Genomic DNA, 16,511 nt, shown 5'->3' with positions numbered 1-16,511 from the left:
ATCTTTTGCACGGGCGCGACTTCGTCTTCCTTGCAGGCACGCAGCGCCGCTTATTTTGACTGCTGTCGCTCGCGGTCTGTTGGTTTGGCCTTTGACGTTCCTGCCCTTGATGGCGCCTTGAATTTTCGTAAGCGGGCGGAAAAAAGACGGGGAACTGTTTGAGCGCAGCGAGTTTTCCCCGTCTCCGCACGGTTACGAAAATTCAAGGGATGGGTCGCCATCTCGGGCGCGCCTTTCTTTGCTTACTTTCTTTGGCAAGACAAAGAAAGTAAGTTGCCCCCGGCAGGGGGTGAAACAGGGGATGAGCCCCTGCGCCAAGCATCAAGCCCCGGCGCCTCCAGTTCAGAACTCGACGCACGGAGCAATTTTCTCGGTACGCCGAGTCCAGAACTCGACGTGTCGACCTTTTTTCTCGACACACCGAGCTCAGATCCCGACACGCGGAGCATTTTTCTCGGCGCTTCAAGTTCATAACTCGACAAGTCGAGCATTTTTCTCGGCATGCCGAGCTCGGAACTCGGCACGCGGAGCTTTTTTCTCGACGTGCCGAGTTCAGAGCTCGACGTGTGGAGCTTTTTTCTCGGTGCGTGGAGTTCCGAACCCGGCCGTCGGGGTTCCGAACACCACGCGCTGGGAGTTATCCCGCTCAGAGGAACATCCCACCCGAAGCCTCAATGCGCTGCGCGTTGATCCACCGGTTATCCGGCGACAGCAGCGAGGCGACGACACCGCCGATGTCATCCGGCAGGCCTGCACGCCCCAGCGCCGTATTGGCGGCCACCATGGCGTTGAGATCAGCGTTGTCCCGCACGGCGCCGCCGCCGAAGTCGGTCTCGATGGCGCCCGGTGCGACTACGTTGACGGCAATGCCGCGCGGGCCGAGCTCCTTCGCCAGATAGCGCGTCAGTACCTCTACCGCGCCCTTCATGGCCGCATACGCGCCGTAGCCCGGCAGCGCAAAGCGCGCGAGCCCCGACGAGATATTGACGATGCGCCCGCCGTCGGCCATCAGCGGCAGCAGGATCTGCGTGAGGAAAAACACGCCCTTGAAGTGCACGTTCATCAGTTCGTCGAACTGGGCTTCAGTGGTTTCGGCCACGCTGGCATGCGCGCCAACGCCGGCGTTGTTGACGAGGTAGTCAAAGCGCTCGGCCTTCCACTGCGCCAGCACACTGCGCACGGCATCCGCAAAGGCCGGGAAGGTGGCGATCTTGCCGGTGTCGAGTTGCAGGGCGGCGGCGCGGCGGCCCTGAGCGGTCAGCTCGGCCACCAGCGCATCGGCATCTGCGCGGTTGCTGCGGTACGTGAAAATCACGTCGGTGCCGCGTTGGGCCAGCTTCTGCACCATGTTCTTGCCGAGGCCGCGGCTGCCGCCGGTCACGATGGCGATGGGGGTGTGGGATTGGGTCATCTTGCTCTCCGTTCGGTTAGGGGTGTCAAACACCGTGAGAGCATGGTATTGGGCGACAAAACAAGAATAAATCTCGCCTATCCTATTGCTGTGTTTGCTCACAGATAACAATCACCGCACCCCCGCCATGTCCACCAACCAACTCGAAGCCATGCAGATCTTTGTGCGCGTGGCTGAACTTGCCAGCTTTACGCGTGCGGCGGAGGCCTTGAGCATCCCCAAACCGGCCGCCTCGGTGGCGGTGCAGCAGCTTGAGACGATGCTGGGCACGCGCCTGCTGCACCGGACCACGCGCAAGGTGCAGCTCACGCAAGACGGCCAGGCCTTCTACGAGCGCTGCCAGGATCTGCTGGCCGATATGGACGAGCTGCAGACCATGTTCCGCCAGAGCCCGCAGGCGCTGCGCGGCCGGTTGCGTGTCGACATGCCGGTGGGCGTGGCACGCCGCATCGTCATCCCTGCCCTGCCCGGCTTTCTGGAGGCGCACCCCGATCTGGAGATCGAACTCTCCAGCACCGACCGCCGTGTCGACCCCGTGCGCGAAGGCTTCGACTGCGTGCTGCGTATCGGCGCCCTCACCGACAGCAGCCTGATCGCCCGCCCGCTCGGCCAACTGCATCAGGTCAACTGCGCGAGCCCCGCGTACATCGCGCGCTATGGCATGCCGACGACGCTGGAAGACCTCGACCACCATCGCATCGTCCATTACGTGCAGACGCTGGGCACCAAATCGCCGGGATGGGAATACGCGGTGGATGGCCGCTCGGCGTTTCGGCCGATGAAAGGTGCGGTAACAGTCAGCTCGGCGGAGAGCTATGACGCGGCGTGCCGAGCCGGGCTGGGGATGATTCAGGCGCCCGTGTATGCGGGACTGTCATCGGCCATTGCGGATGGCACGCTGGTGGAGGTGATGCCCAACCTGCGCCCGCCACCGATGCCGGTGTCGTTTGTGTATCCAAACCGGAGAAATCTGCCGGTGCGGGTGCAGGTGTTCATGCATTGGATGGGAGAGTTGCTGGGGCCGTATTTGGAGGCGCGGCCGTCGGGTTCGTAGGAAGTCGCGCGTCGAAGAATCGAAGAAATCGAACAGGCCAGCTCCTTTCCATTTGAGACGCCGCTGAACCTATAAAATACGGCTTCGCCGCGATTCCCGTGGCAACCGCACTCAGCACCCATGTTACGTTTAAGCGAAGTCAAACTCCCTCTGGACCATGCCGAAGACGATCTTGAAGCCGCAGTTCGCGCGCGCCTCAAGGATCTCGGCGTTGCGGCAGACGGGCTCGTCCGTTACACCGTATTCCGCCGTGCCCACGATGCACGCAAGCGCTCGGATATCAAGCTGACCTACATCGTCGACGTCGAAGTCAAGGACGAGGCGGCGGTGCTCAAGCGGATCGCCGGCAAGCCGCATTGCGGGGTGACGCCGGACATGACCTACCGCTTTGTTGCGCAGGCACCCGAGCACACGACGCGCCCGCGTCCGGTGGTGATCGGCATGGGGCCGTGCGGTCTGTTCGCAGGACTGATCCTCGCGCAGATGGGATTCCGCCCCATCATCCTCGAACGTGGCAAGGCCGTGCGCGAGCGCACCAAGGACACCTTTGGGCTGTGGCGCAAGAGCGTACTCAACCCGGAATCCAACGTGCAGTTCGGCGAAGGCGGCGCGGGGACGTTTTCTGACGGCAAGCTGTACAGCCAGATCAAGGATCCGCACCACTACGGCCGCAAGGTGCTCGAGGAATTCGTCAAGGCGGGCGCGCCGGAAGACATCCTGTATCTGAGCCGACCGCACATCGGCACGTTCCGCCTCGTCAGCATGGTGGAAAAAATGCGCGCCGCCATCCACGAACTGGGTGGCGAAGTGCGTTTCGAAACCCGGGTTGACGATATCGAGATTGATCAGGGCAAGGTGCGCTCGCTCAAGCTCTCGAACGGTGAAACGCTGCGGTGCGACCACGTCGTGCTGGCCGTTGGCCACAGCGCGCGCGACACGTTCCAGATGCTGCACGATCGCGGTGTGTATATGGAAGCCAAGCCGTTTTCACTGGGTTTTCGCATCGAACATCCGCAGGGGCTGATCGATCGCGCCCGCTTCGGCAAGTTTGCGGGCCACAAGGAACTCGGCGCGGCCGACTACAAGGTGGTCCACCACTGCAGCAATGGACGGGCGGTCTACAGCTTTTGCATGTGCCCAGGCGGCACGGTGGTGGCGGCGACCTCTGAACCGGGCCGCGTGGTCACCAATGGCATGAGCCAGTATTCCCGCGCCGAGCGCAACGCGAATGCGGGCATCGTCGTCGGCATCACGCCGGAAGACTATCCCGGCGGGCCACTGGCAGGCATCGCGTTCCAGCGTAAATGGGAAGAGCGGGCATTCGAACTCGGCGGCGGCAACTACCAGGCGCCCGGTCAACTGGTTGGCGATTTCATCGCCGGCCGGCCGTCGACGTCGCTTGGCTCCGTCATACCGTCGTACAAGCCGGGCGTGCACCCCACCGATCTCAGCACGGCGCTCCCGGACTACGTGATCGAAGCCATCCGTGAAGCACTCCCCCAGATCGATAAGAAGATCGCAGGCTTCGCGCTGCACGATGCCGTGCTCACCGGCGTGGAGACGCGCACTTCGTCACCGCTGCGGATTCGACGCAAAGACAATTACCAAAGCATGAACGTCGAAGGTCTGTATCCGGCTGGCGAAGGTGCCGGGTATGCCGGTGGGATCTACTCGGCGGCCATCGACGGTATCGAAGTGGCGCAAGCGGTGGCACTCAATCTGACATCGACGCACGCGTCCTGATGTGTGGGAGTGAAGGCGGCTGGTGAGCCGCCGCACGACGCGAATGCGCAGTTTCCTGAAGCCAGCAAATCTGGACGTGCTGCCGGATTTTCGGCCGCCCCATCATGAAAGCTCTCCAACACGGTGCCATGTGCGCGCTACTCGCCTGTAGCGTCGCCATCGCCTCGCCCGATGAAGATCGGCTCGGCAAGCCGCAGGGCTATCCGCTTGCGCCAAGCGCGGCACGCATCCACGAGGCCCAATACATCGTGGGGGCCTTCAGCGGCATGGACCGTATCTCGCCGTCTTGCGAACTTGCGCCGGCCGACAAACCGGCGCCATTCAAGATCGCAGAACAGGAGGCGGATGTCCGGTATCGCTTCCGCAACCATGACTACACGCTTGCGGATTACATGGAGCATCAGCGCGCGACTGCCGTGCTGATTGTTCAAGACGGCGTCATCCTGGCGGAGCATTACGGCTACGACCGCACGCAAGACATGCGCATGCTGTCCAACTCGATGGCCAAGACGCTGGTAGCACTGGCAATCGGCAAGGCGCTGGAGGACGGAAACCTGCGTTCGCTGGACGACCGCGTTGACCAATACGTGCCCGGGCTGGCGGGCACGCTGTACGGTGAAACGCGCATCGTCGATCTTCTGCGCATGGCCTCCGGCGCCAAGTACGTCGAGGACTACACCCCCACCGACGACCGGGCGCGCTTTCTCAAGACGGCAGCCAAGCAAGGCGTGCTCGCGGCAGCCGCCCAGGTCAATGAGCGCGCCGATGCGCCAGGCACGCGTTTCAACTATGCGGGCGCGCAAACCGAAGTGTTGGCGCTGGTGCTGCAAGCGGCGACGCGGCGCAGCCTGTGCGATTTCGTTGACGAGAAGCTATGGAAGCCGATGGGAGCACAAGCCAAGGCGACCTACCTCCTGCGTGAATCCGACGGATCCGCGTTTGCACAAGGCGGCTTCAATGCGACGGCTCGGAACTACGCGCGCCTCGGGTCCATGCTGGCCAACGACGGCGCGGTGCAAGGCCAGCAAGTCGTGCCGCGCGCGTTCCTGTTGGACATGACCGACGCATCGCGCCAGCCCGAGCCGTTTCGCCCAGGGCAGATGGTCTATCACGGCAATCGCTACTACGGCTACGGGTTCCAGGTCTGGCTTCTGCCGGGAGAAGCACGGCGGTTCGTGCTGCTCGGCATCCATGGACAGGCGATCTACGTCGACCCGCAATCCAGGCTCACCATGGTCCATCTGGCGGTGGGGCAGGACGCGGCGGGCGATGCGAGCGGCGCCCACTTGGGCGCAGAGCGGGAGGCGCTGTGGCGCGGTGTCGTGGAGAAGTTCGGTCGCTAAACCGCGCCGCCTAAGAACAGCGAGGCCGTCTCGGCACCCAAGGTACGACGCTGAATGGGCCTCGGGCAGCCGATGGCACGGTGGCCCTGGCCGGGCCACATCGCCTGGTTATTGCGCCGGCTTGTCGCTGCGCCTCTTCAGGTTGGTGCGTAGCGCATCGCTCATCGGCATGCTGAGGTTTGCACCCGCCGGTGGGATGGGCGACTCGAACCACTTCTTGTACAGCGCGGTGAACTCGCCAGATTTCATGAGCCGTGTGATGGTTCCATCCACGAGCCGCTTGAAGGTGGGGTCGTCCTTGCGGACCATGCAGGCGTAGGGCTCGACCTGCAAGGTTTCCGCCACGACTTCGAGCGCGGCCGGGTTCGCCGAGTTGGCGCGCAGGCCATAGAGCAGCACGTCGTCTAACGCCAATGCCGAGGCACGACCCGTTTCAACAAGCTGCAGCGCCTCCGCATAGTCTTTGCCAAAGACAATCTGCATATCGATGTTGTGGTCGACGGCAAACTTCTTCAGCACCTTTTCGTTTGTGCTGCCCGCTGTGCTGGCGACGGTCTTGCTCGCCAGGTCCGGGTAGTTCTTGATACCCGAATCGCGTTTGGTGAGCAGGCGCGTGCCGGCATAGAAGAAGTTGATGGAGAACGCCACGTCCTTGCCGCGTGCGCTGGTATTGGTGGTGGAGCCGCACTCCAGGTCGTACGTGCCGTTGACCAGGAGTGGAATCCGGTTTTGCCCCGTGACAGGGATGTAGTCGACGTTGAGAGAAGGCTTCCTCAACTGGTTGCGCACGTCGTCGACGATGGCTTGCGTGAGGTCAACGGAGAACCCAACCGCCTTGTGCGAGCCAAGCAGATAGCTGAATGGGACGGCCGACTCACGGTACCCAACGGTGATCTTGTCTGCCGCAGCGATTTTTTCGAGCGTCTGCGCGTGGATGTCTGCCGCAGCAACCGGTAGACCCATCACGATGAGCGCAGAGGCAAGTGTGCGAATCGTCTTCATTTCTTGGTCTCCTTGGATGTGCCCCGCTTGTTCTGCCGGTCTGATGACCGCCACAGGCCCCTGAAACGAATCTAGGCGCTCGGCCAATCCCGCCATTGAGCCAAGTCAATTGGGCGCAAAGCGCTGCACCGCACACCGACGGAACGCCCCAAAAAAAAACGCGCCGAGTCGCCCCGGCGCGTTTTGCGTTGGTGGATACAGCAGACGGATCAGCGCATGCACATCTCCGCGCTGCCGCCCTCAGAACCGATGATTGACCCGCACGTAGCCGGACTGGGCCGACACATGGCTCGTGTTGATGACGGCATCGACGCCCACAGACACGGTGGTCGCCTTGGTGGCCTGAAGCGTGATGCTGGCGCCGGTGGTCAGGAACGAGCGCGGCAGATCGGTGCCCGGGGCCGCGAACACGGTGCCATCCTGGCTTTGCACCTGAACGACGCGGCCCGCGCTCAGTACTTCGTGCGCATAGCCGGCACGAAGTTGCACGTTGACGGGGCGAACCTCGCCGAACGCCTTGTCGAGCGTGATGCCCACATAGGGCTGGAGGCTGCGCGCGCTGTCGGGGCCGACTTGCAGGTTCTGGCCGTTGGCGCCGGTCTCGCCGAAGCCGCTGCCGCGCACGTAGGCGTAGCGCAGCCCAACGTGCGGTGCGAGCCGGAAGCCGCCGGTGTCCATGGGCAAGCTCGCCTGCGTGGCGGCGGTGAACGTATGCGCGAGGTGGTCGCCTTCGGCGGTGCCCACACTGCCAAAGGGCCGCTTCTGCGAGAAGAAGTTGAGGCCATACCCCACCGTGCCCGACAGATGGATGGCGCCCATCGGCTGCGTGCCGTAAAGGGCCACGCGTACGGTATCGATGGCGCCTGACGAACCCGTACCGTCTTCGCCCAGTGTGGTGTGGGTGTAGCCCCCGGCTGCGCCCACCATAGCGCGCCCCAGGCGCCCTTCGGCACCGGCAAGGAAACCGTAGGCGTGGGTGAGAAAGCCCGGCGCGCTGCTGGTGCCACCCACGTTGGTGCTGGAGCCCGTTGCGGTAATCCACACATCCTTGGCGCCCGCCAGGTTGTCTTGCGGATTGGCGACGCGGGCAAGCAGCGCGGCGTTGGCGTCCTGGGCCTGTAGCAGCGCGGTCGTGCCCAGCGCCGTATAGATGGAGGTTTTTGTTGGCGCCACCACCGTCGTGCCGATGGGTACCCCCGGCGTGGACGGATCGGCAAGCAACAGGTCGACCGCGTTGGCTCTGTAGTCCACCGAGGATTGCAAGGTACCCAGGTTGGCCCCCGCTGTCGCCGTGCTGACGTTGGCAAAGCGGCCCGTGATGCCGTTGGCGGCGCTCAGTACGGTGTAGCGGCGCGCGGTGTAGGTGCCGGGGTCGAATACCACGGCCAGCGTGCCGCCCAGCGCTGCGGCGCCGCCCACACGCAATTGCGACGCCTGCGTCGGGCTGACCTCGATCGACAGCATCGCGCCAGGCGCCTGCGTGTAGTTGCCGGCCACGGCCAGTGTTCCGATGGAGCCGCCGGGCGCGACCACGCCGCTGCTGCTCACGTCGCCCAATACGGTGCCATGGCCGCGTAACGTGCCTTGCGCACTCACCAGCACGTTGCCGCCCAGTACCGCACTGGCATTGGCCGCATCGCCCACGGCAAGGGTGCCGCCCGCCACGGTGGTCGTCCCGGTGAATGCGGAGCTGACCCCATTGAGCGTGAGCGTGCCGGTGCCTTGCTTGGTGAGCACGCCGCTGCCGGTCAGGCTGCCGCTGAAGGTTTGGGACGAGCTATCGGCCAGTGTGAGCGCGGTGCCGGCGCCAAGCGTCAGGCGGCTGCCCGCCACACCGGAAAGATGCGTCACCGTCTGGTTACCGGCCACCACATCGAGGGCCGCCCCCTCTGCCGCCAGCGTGACGCCGCTGGATGCCGCAATGCTGTTCGCCCCTGACAACGCCAGCGTGCCCGCGCTGATGGTGGTCGCCCCCGTGTACGTGTTCACGCCCGACAGCGTTTGCGTGCCGCCGTTGAGCGTGAGCCCGCCCGTGCCGGCAATGGCACCGCTGAAGATGCCGCTGGCATTGGCCACCGTCAGCGTTCGGCTGCCGAGCGCAACGGTGCCGGTGCCCGTCAGTGCGTTGATGGTGGCGCCGGAGGTTGTCCCAGAGATATCGAAGGTGCCGTTGTTGACCACACCGCTGGAAGCGGCAACCGTGCCGGCACCCGACAGTGCGAGTGTCCCGGCGTTGATCGTCGTCGCGCCGGTAAATGCGTTGACGCCGGACAGTGTTTGCGTGCCACCGGCGACCGTCAGCCCGCCCGTACCACCGATGGCACCGCTGAATGTACCGGCAGCATTGGCGAGCGTCAGCGTCTGGCCACCCAGGGCGACAGTCCCCGTACCGGTCAGCGCATTCACCGTGGCACCCGAGGTCGTTCCGGAGATGTCGAACGCGCCGTTGTTCACGATGCCGCTGGACGCAGCAAGGCTGCCGGCCCCTGCCAACGCGAGCGTGCCGGCGTTGATCGTGGTGCTACCCGCGTAGGCGGCATTGCTGGAAATCGTCAGCGTGCCGGTACCTGCTTGCACCAGGCTGCCCGTGCCGCTGATGTTGCCGGCGTACGTCACCGCGTCGCTGTGGTTGAAGGCGAGCGTCCCGTTGTTAACGATATTGCCCGCGACCGCGCCTGTGGTGCCACCGTTGCCGATCTGCAGCGTGCCGGTGGTGATCGTGGTGTCGCCCGTATAGGTGTTGTTGCCCGTGAGCGTGATCGTTCGACTGCCGCTGACGCCCACGCTGCCCGCGCCCGAAATGACGCCTGACACCACGAGGTTCGTCGTGGTCGAATCGAGCGTGACGCGCGACGTGGCATCGCCCAGCGTGACGTTGTTGGACAGCGAGAGCCCTGCGCTGCCGGCCGTGATCTTGGCCGCCGCCCCCGCTGCCACGTCGAGGTTGCCGATGAGGTTGGACCCTGTCAGCAGTTGCAGCGTGTTGTTCGTCCCATTGAACCGGATGGCTGCCGCACGCGTTACGCCGTCGCTGAACAGCCCGCCGCTGATGGTGCCGCCATTGACGATGACATCGCCATTGGCAATGACACCCGCGCCAGCGGCACCGCCGTTGCCCGCACCGCCAGTAATCGTCCCCACGTTCGAGAGCACGTTGAATCCGCTGGCCAAGTTGACACCCGCGCCGCTGGTGCCGGCCGTGCTGCCGCCCCCACCGCTGGCGCCGCCGATGCCGCCTACGATCGTCCCAATGTTGGTGATCTGCGAGCCGGATCCCAGGCTCAGCAACCCATCTCCACCGCCTCCACCACCGCCTGGGTTACCGCCGCCACCGCCATTGCCACCATTGCCGCCGACCAGGGTGCCCTGGTTGTTCACATCAGCAGCCGGCGTCACCATGACGAACGCCGCACCACCGCCCCCGCCACCGCCGCCGTTGGAGGCCGGCCCCGATGTGCCGGCGCCCCCGTTGCCGCCGTTGCCACCCTGCACCGTCACCCCGTTGTTGACCGTGACGCTGGTGCCGGTGGAATACACACCCGCACCGCCGCCGCCCGCGCCGCCTGCAAAGTTGAATCCGTCAAACGCTTGGCCGGCCCCGCCTTGCGCATTCGCGTTGACCACGGCATCGCCTGCGAGCACGACAGCGGCCGAGCCTCCCGGGCCGCCCTGCCCGCTGTCGTTCGTGGCGCCGGTCCCGCCCGTCCCGCCTGAAGTCGGCCCACCCGGGACCTGGACGGTGGATGAGCCTCCGCCCAAGGTGGACGAACCGCCGCCACCGCCATTGCCGCTGCCGCCGTTGCCGCTGCGATCAGGGATGCCGTTGCCGCCAGCGGCGCTGCAGTTTGCAATCGTGGTCGGAGAGCACGTGACTGCCCAGCCCGGGAGGGCCGCACCGGCCAAACCGAGCAATACGCCGATCGAAATGATGGATGGGCGCCGACGCACGTGCGTCGTGTCGCGGCTAGCGTCAACACCCCCGTGCGGCGCCTTTGTCAGTTCGGATGCCACTTGCGGAGCGCGCAAGCTGCGGCTCCAAACCAGCCGATAGACCCGGTTCATGTTGATCCCCTCGTGCGCAGACCCATGCGCCAACGCGGGTCGTGTTCAGAGGCAAGACCGGTTGTGGCGCTGACCCGCTATGTGTTGTCTTTCTGAGTTGCGCCAACGGCAGACGATCATTGTTCAGGCTAATAAGTGCCGGCGCATGCGCGCGAAATATAGCACCGGACCATGAAAATTGTCCCTGGTCCTTTCACCCTGTCCGCCAACAAAAAAGCGCGCCGAGTTGCCACGGCGCGCTTCATTTTTCTGCTTCACCCTTTCTGCTGGGTAGGTAACCTGGACCCCAGGCACGGCGCCACCACCGTTACCGAAGCGAGCCTCGGGTTCACGCTGTCGCAGACGTCCCACCCGCCTTGCGCGCGCGCATCAACAGCAACGGCGCGGGCGCCCAGCGGTCTACCGCCTTGAACACCAGGACGACGAGACACGCCCCAGCAAGCACTGCCGCTGTGTTCGTCAGCGCAGCCGGATAGCCGATCTTCGCCACATTCAAGAACGGATAGGGATACCACCCACTCAACGCGCCGTGCACAAAGGTGTACGCAAGCCACGCCGCCGGCCAGATCAGCGACAGCACCACGGTCGACCACCCGATGCGCGGCCGGGGGCCAAACAGCAGCCAGCCGACCAGCGCCATCCATGGCGAGACGTAGTGAAAGCCGTTTGAGGCCAAAAGCGCCAACCCCGTGGCCTTCGAGATCGGCGCCAGCACGATGTGAAACACCAGTCCCGTCGTCGCGATGCCGAGCAAACCATCCAGCCTGAGTACGCGCCACCATTTGCCATCGCGCGCAGGGTCCAGCACGAGAGAGATGGCCGCCGCCGCAACCAGGAGGTTGCTTTGGATGGTGAAATAGCTGAACAACCGGACAAGTCGCGTGGCAAGCGAGACCTGGCTACCCACACCGCTGATGGTCACGCTGAGCTGCACGATCAGTGCAACGACAATGACGGCGGCCAACAGGGCGTGCCACGCCCGTGCCGGCCGCATCGGTGATGCAGTGGACAACTCAGCCACGCATCAACCCATCCACTTACGTGCGTTGCGGAACATGCGCATCCACGGGCTGCTGCCGTCGCCGGCGGCTTCCCATTCCTTCGGATGCCAGCTCATCTGCACCGCGCGGAACACGCGTTCCGGGTGCGGCATCAGCGCAGTGAATCGACCGTCGTGCGTCGTCACCGAGGCAATGCCCTGCGGCGAGCCGTTCGGGTTCAGCGGGTACGTCTGCGTGACTTCGCCGCGGTTGTCGACATAACGCAGGCCGACGGCCACCTTGCTGATGTCGCCTTGCTGTGAGAAGTCGGCATAGCCCTCGCCGTGCGCGACGACGATGGGGATGCGGCTGCCTTCCATGCCCGCGTAGAAGATCGACGGGGAGGCTTCCACCTGCACGGTCACCAGACGGCCTTCGTACTGCTCCGACTGGTTGCGCGTGAATTTCGGCCATGCGCCGGCGCCCGGGATGATCGGGGCGAGGTTCGCCATCATCTGGCAGCCATTGCACACGCCCAGCGCGATCGAGTCGGTGCGGTTGAAGAACGCCGCGAACTGCTCGGCCAGCATGCTGTTGAAGAGGATCGTCTTCGCCCAGCCTTCGCCGGCGCCGAGCACGTCGCCGTAGCTGAACCCGCCGCATGCGACGAAGCCCTTGAAGCCGGCCAGATTCGTGCGGCCGGCCAGCAAGTCGCTCATGTGGACGTCGTAGGTGTCGAAGCCGGCCTTGTCCATCGCGTAGGCCATTTCGATCTGCGAGTTCACGCCCTGCTCACGCAGGATCGCCATGCGCGGGCGAGCGCCCGTGGCGATGAACGGCGCAGCCACGTCTTCCGCATTGTCGAACGTGAGCTTGGGCGAGATGCCCGGGTCTTCGGCATCCAGCAGGATGTCGTATTCGCTCTGCGTGCACTCGGGGTTGTCGCGCAGGCTGGCGATGCGCCAGGAGACGTCCGTCCAGGTGCGTTGCAACTCGATGCGCGAGGCGCTGAAGACCCTCTTGGCGTCGCGCCAGATTTCGATGTGGCCGTTGGCGTTCGGTGCGCCGATGACGTGGCTGCAGCCGGCCAGGCCGTGCTCGCGCAGCACCGCGAACACCGCATCGCGCTGAGCCAGTGGCACTTGAATGACGGCGCCGAGTTCTTCGGAGAACAGTGCGCGCAGCGTCAGATCGGCACGGCGGCCGGAGACTTGCTGCGCCCAGTTCTTGGCGTCGCCGTGGTCGGCCGCATCGTCCAGCGTGAGCATGTCGACGTTGATCGACACGCCGCAGTGGCCGGCGAAGGCCATTTCGCAGACGGTCGCCCACAGGCCGCCGTCGGAGCGGTCGTGGTAGGCGAGCAGCGAACCGCTAGCATTCAGTTGCTGGATGGCGGCGAAGAAGCGCTTGAGGTCTTCGGCGTCGTCCACGTCCGGCACGCTGTTGCCGATCTGCTGCGTGACCTGCGCCAGGATGCTGCCGCCCATACGGTTCTTGCCGCGCCCCAGGTCGATGAGGATCAGCGTCGTGTCGGCCGGTGCATTGGTCGATTCGACTTGCTTGAGTTGCGGCGTGAGCGTCTTGCGCACGTCCGTCACGGGCGCGAAAGCCGAGACGATGAGCGACACCGGCGCCACGACTTCCTTGGCGGCACCCTCGTCTTCCCACTTGGTGCGCATCGACAACGAATCCTTGCCCACCGGAATGCTGATGCCCAGCGCCGGGCACAGCTCCATGCCGACGGCCTTCACGGTGTCGTACAGGCGGGCGTCTTCGCCGTTCACGCCGCAGGCCGCCATCCAGTTGGCCGACAGCTTGAGTTGCGTGAGCGAGTCGATCGATGCGGCGGCGATGTTGGTGATGGATTCACCGATGGCCATACGGCCCGATGCCGGTGCGTTGATGACGGCCAGCGGCGTGCGCTCGCCCATCGTCATCGCCTCACCCGTGTAGCCCTTGTAGTCGAGCGTGGTGACGGCCACGTCAGCCACCGGCACTTGCCACGGGCCGACCATCTGGTCGCGCGTGTTCAGGCCGCCGACGGTGCGGTCGCCGATGGTGATGAGGAACGACTTGCTGGCCACCGTCGGATGACGCAGCACATCGCGTGCGACGACTTCCAGATCCAGGCCAGTGACATCGACTTCCGGCAGTTCCTGCGCCACGCGGCGCACGTCGCGGTGCATGCGCGGCGGCTTGCCGAGCAGCACGTCCATCGGCATGTTGACCGGGAAGTGCTCGGCGGCGTCCGCTGCGGCGTCGCTGTCAACCACTTGCAGTTGCTGTTCATCCGTGGCGAAACCCACCACCGAGAACGGTGCGCGCTCGCGCTCGCACATGGCCTGGAAACGCGGGAAATCGCCCGGGGCGATCGCCAGCGTGTAGCGCTCTTGCGATTCGTTGCACCAGATTTCTGCAGGGCTCAGGCCCGACTCTTCCAGATGTACCTGACGCAGGTCGAAGCGTGCGCCCTTTTCCGCGCCGTCGACGATTTCCGGGAAGGCGTTGGAGATGCCGCCCGCGCCCACGTCGTGAATCGACAGGATGGGGTTGTCTGCGCCCAGCGCCCAGCACGCGTTGATGACTTCCTGCGCGCGGCGCTGCATTTCGGGATTGCCGCGCTGGACGGAGTCGAAGTCCAGATCGGCGGTGTTGGTGCCGGTGGCCATCGAGCTGGCAGCACCGCCGCCCATGCCGATGCGCATGCCGGGGCCGCCCAGTGCAATCAGCAGCGTGCCGGCCGGCAGGCCGTGCTTGTGCGTGTGGCCGGCGTCGATGTTGCCGATGCCGCCGGCGATCATGATCGGCTTGTGATAGCCGCGCACGGTGCCGCCCACGTTCTGCTCGTAGACGCGGAAATAGCCACCCAGGTTGGGCCGCCCGAATTCGTTGTTGAACGCGGCGCCGCCGATCGGGCCTTCGATCATGATCTGCAGCGGCGAAGCGATGCGCTCGGGCTTGCCGATGGGGCCGGCTGCAGCCTCGTCGGGATTGCGGTGTGCCACGGGCTGGGCCGTATCGCGGGCGTTTTCCCACGATTGTTCGGCGTCCGGCAGCAGCAGGTTCGACACGGTGAAGCCGGTCAGGCCCGCCTTGGGCTTGGCTCCACGGCCGGTTGCGCCTTCGTCGCGGATTTCACCGCCTGCGCCAGTCGACGCACCCGGGAACGGCGAAATGGCCGTCGGGTGGTTGTGCGTCTCCACCTTCATCAGCGTGTGCGTGAGCGCTTCGCGGCGGCCGTATTGCGGCACACCCGTCTGACCTTCGGTGCCCGCGTGCGGGAACCAGCGCTCGGCCATGCCGCCTTCCATCACGGCGGCGTTGTCCGAATACGCCACGATCGTGCCCTGCGGCGCGAGCTGGTGCGTGTTGCGGATCATCGCGAAGAGCGATTTGTCTTGCGTCTCGCCGTCGATGGTCCAGTCGGCGTTGAAGATCTTGTGGCGGCAGTGCTCGCTGTTGGCCTGCGCGAACATCATCAGCTCGACGTCGGTCGGGTTGCGTTCGAGCTTGCGGTAGGCGTCGACGAGGTAGTCGATCTCGTCATCGGACAGGGCCAGACCCATTTCGACGTTGGCAGCTTCAAGCGCACGACGACCAGCATCATGGCCACCGGCAATATCGACAAAGCGCAGCGACTTGGCTGGCAGCACGTCGAACAGGCCGTAGCCGGCTTCGCGCGAGTCGATCACCACTTCGGTCATGCGGTCGTGCAGGTGCTCGGCCACGGCGGCGCGGGTGGCGTCATCCAGGTGCTTGGCCGCACCGGTCAGGCTGCGGATCAGGCCCTTCTTGCACGTAACGGTGAATTCCACACCGCGCTCGATGCGGTGGATCTGCGGTAGCGCGCAGTGGCGGGCAATTTCCGTCGCCTTGCTGGCCCACGGCGAGATCGTGCCGAAGCGCGGGATGACCACGAAGCGGTCGCCTTCAACCTCAGCGGGCGCGGGCGAGCCGTAGGTCAGAAGCGCCTGCACACGAGCGGATTCATCGGCCGACAGCGGCGTGTCGGCTGCAACAAAGTGCAGGTATTGAGCGCTGACGGCTTCGATATCGGGATCGATGCTCTTGAGGGTGGAAAGCAGGCGTTGCTGACGGAAGGCGGACAGCGCGAGAGCGCCGGGAAAGCACGAGAAATGCGCCATGGTGGGCAAGGCAGGCAGTAGCTGGAAGAGGAGACTCCCCGGCGTGCGCGGGGAAACCGCTATTGTACCTTGCCCAGCCCGTCTTACCGAGCCTCAAAGCGCCTGGAAATGCGCTTGCCGAGGCTGAAACAGGCGTTTTACAGCGAAGTTGCCGAGCGCGCGGCTTGTTCGTACAGCCCCGTCAGCACGCGCAGCAGGCGCGCCAGCTCGCCAATCTCGGCATTTTCTTCACCGCTGGGCGAAATATTGCTGGTCAGGCACTGCTCGCGGATCTCGCGGTAGCGGGCGCAGGCCTTTTCGCCGGCCGGGGTGGTGGTGTAGGTGACTTCCTTGCCGTTGCGCGTGCCTTCCACCAGCTCCATCCCCTGCAGCTTCTTGAGGGAATACGTGACAAGGTGGGTATCTTCTACGTTCAGCACAAAGCAGATGTCGGCCAGCCGCTTGGCGCGACCCCGGTGGTTGACGTGATGCACGACCAGCACATCGAGGAAGGTCAGGTCACGCACACCGGCAGCCGCCATGCAGCGCACGCACCAGCGGTTGTAGGCGTTGTAGGCCGTATTCAGCGCAAACTCGAACTCCGACAACTCAGGGCTGCGCGCCGACACCAGATGCGACGACGACACGATCGGCCCGCCGGGGCTTCCCGCCTTCCCCGCCTCATTGGCTGCAGATTGCGGCAGATCAGCTTTCGGAGTGTTCGGCGACTTGGACATTGCAACGGGCTAGGAAGGGACCGGGAACGCGGGCTATTGTAAGAGAATAGATCGT

Annotated in this window: 9 protein-coding genes; 3 read left to right on the top strand and 6 right to left on the bottom strand. The window is 64.8% G+C overall.

Translation table 11 applies throughout. The features are described 5' to 3' along the window. Positions 1-646: 646 nt before the first annotated feature. Positions 647-1,411, bottom strand: a complete 765-nt coding sequence (locus ACN9M1_RS07185) for an SDR family NAD(P)-dependent oxidoreductase (protein ID WP_426398524.1) — start codon at positions 1,409-1,411, stop codon at positions 647-649. A gap of 127 nt (positions 1,412-1,538) precedes the next feature. Here ACN9M1_RS07185 and ACN9M1_RS07180 point away from each other — a divergent pair, with 127 nt between their 5' ends. From ACN9M1_RS07180 to ACN9M1_RS07170, 3 genes are all read left to right on the top strand, one after another. Further along, on the top strand, positions 1,539-2,465 hold the full coding sequence (locus tag ACN9M1_RS07180) for a LysR family transcriptional regulator (protein ID WP_426398523.1): 927 nt from the start codon (positions 1,539-1,541) through the stop codon (positions 2,463-2,465). A 120-nt stretch (positions 2,466-2,585) separates the two neighbouring features. Further along, a complete protein-coding gene (locus ACN9M1_RS07175; RefSeq protein ID WP_426398522.1) occupies positions 2,586-4,208 on the top strand; it encodes an NAD(P)/FAD-dependent oxidoreductase in 1,623 nt (540 codons plus the stop codon). Between the two features lie 104 nt (positions 4,209-4,312). Beyond that, a complete protein-coding gene (locus ACN9M1_RS07170) occupies positions 4,313-5,551 on the top strand; it encodes a serine hydrolase domain-containing protein (RefSeq protein WP_426398521.1) in 1,239 nt (412 codons plus the stop codon). Between the two features lie 108 nt (positions 5,552-5,659). On the opposite strand, the gene ACN9M1_RS07165 is transcribed toward ACN9M1_RS07170, so the two are convergent. The 5 genes from ACN9M1_RS07165 to ACN9M1_RS07145 all read right to left on the bottom strand — a co-directional run bounded on the left by ACN9M1_RS07165 (position 5,660) and on the right by ACN9M1_RS07145 (position 16,456). Then, entirely contained in the window at positions 5,660-6,553 is an 894-nt protein-coding gene (locus ACN9M1_RS07165; RefSeq protein ID WP_426398520.1) for a transporter substrate-binding domain-containing protein, read from the bottom strand. A gap of 240 nt (positions 6,554-6,793) precedes the next feature. Continuing rightward, entirely contained in the window at positions 6,794-10,615 is a 3,822-nt protein-coding gene (locus ACN9M1_RS07160) for an autotransporter domain-containing protein (protein WP_426398519.1), read from the bottom strand. 328 nt (positions 10,616-10,943) lie between these two features. Beyond that, positions 10,944-11,636: a Pr6Pr family membrane protein gene (locus ACN9M1_RS07155; protein ID WP_426398518.1), complete on the bottom strand. Its 693-nt coding sequence runs from the start codon at positions 11,634-11,636 to the stop codon at positions 10,944-10,946. A gap of 3 nt (positions 11,637-11,639) precedes the next feature. Then, positions 11,640-15,740: a phosphoribosylformylglycinamidine synthase gene (gene purL, locus ACN9M1_RS07150; RefSeq protein ID WP_426398517.1), complete on the bottom strand. Its 4,101-nt coding sequence runs from the start codon at positions 15,738-15,740 to the stop codon at positions 11,640-11,642. A 137-nt stretch (positions 15,741-15,877) separates the two neighbouring features. Next, positions 15,878-16,456, bottom strand: coding sequence for a winged helix DNA-binding protein (locus ACN9M1_RS07145; protein WP_426398516.1), 579 nt, complete (start codon positions 16,454-16,456; stop codon positions 15,878-15,880). Between the last annotated feature and the right edge of the window lie 55 nt (positions 16,457-16,511).

The organism is Ralstonia sp. R-29 (genome assembly GCF_049913345.1).
Taxonomy (GTDB): Bacteria; Pseudomonadota; Gammaproteobacteria; order Burkholderiales; family Burkholderiaceae; genus Ralstonia.
Note: the sequence above shows the minus strand (reverse complement) of the source record. Positions and strands in the feature narration are given on the sequence as shown.

Coding starts and splice junctions, on each gene's coding strand:
- ACN9M1_RS07185 (WP_426398524.1), bottom strand. CDS start 1,411: ATGACCCAATCCCACACCCCCATCGCCATCGTGACCGGCGGCAGCCGC.
- ACN9M1_RS07180 (WP_426398523.1), top strand. CDS start 1,539: ATGTCCACCAACCAACTCGAAGCCATGCAGATCTTTGTGCGCGTGGCT.
- ACN9M1_RS07175 (WP_426398522.1), top strand. CDS start 2,586: ATGTTACGTTTAAGCGAAGTCAAACTCCCTCTGGACCATGCCGAAGAC.
- ACN9M1_RS07170 (WP_426398521.1), top strand. CDS start 4,313: ATGAAAGCTCTCCAACACGGTGCCATGTGCGCGCTACTCGCCTGTAGC.
- ACN9M1_RS07165 (WP_426398520.1), bottom strand. CDS start 6,553: ATGAAGACGATTCGCACACTTGCCTCTGCGCTCATCGTGATGGGTCTA.
- ACN9M1_RS07160 (WP_426398519.1), bottom strand. CDS start 10,615: ATGAACCGGGTCTATCGGCTGGTTTGGAGCCGCAGCTTGCGCGCTCCG.
- purL (WP_426398517.1), bottom strand. CDS start 15,740: ATGGCGCATTTCTCGTGCTTTCCCGGCGCTCTCGCGCTGTCCGCCTTC.
- ACN9M1_RS07145 (WP_426398516.1), bottom strand. CDS start 16,456: ATGTCCAAGTCGCCGAACACTCCGAAAGCTGATCTGCCGCAATCTGCA.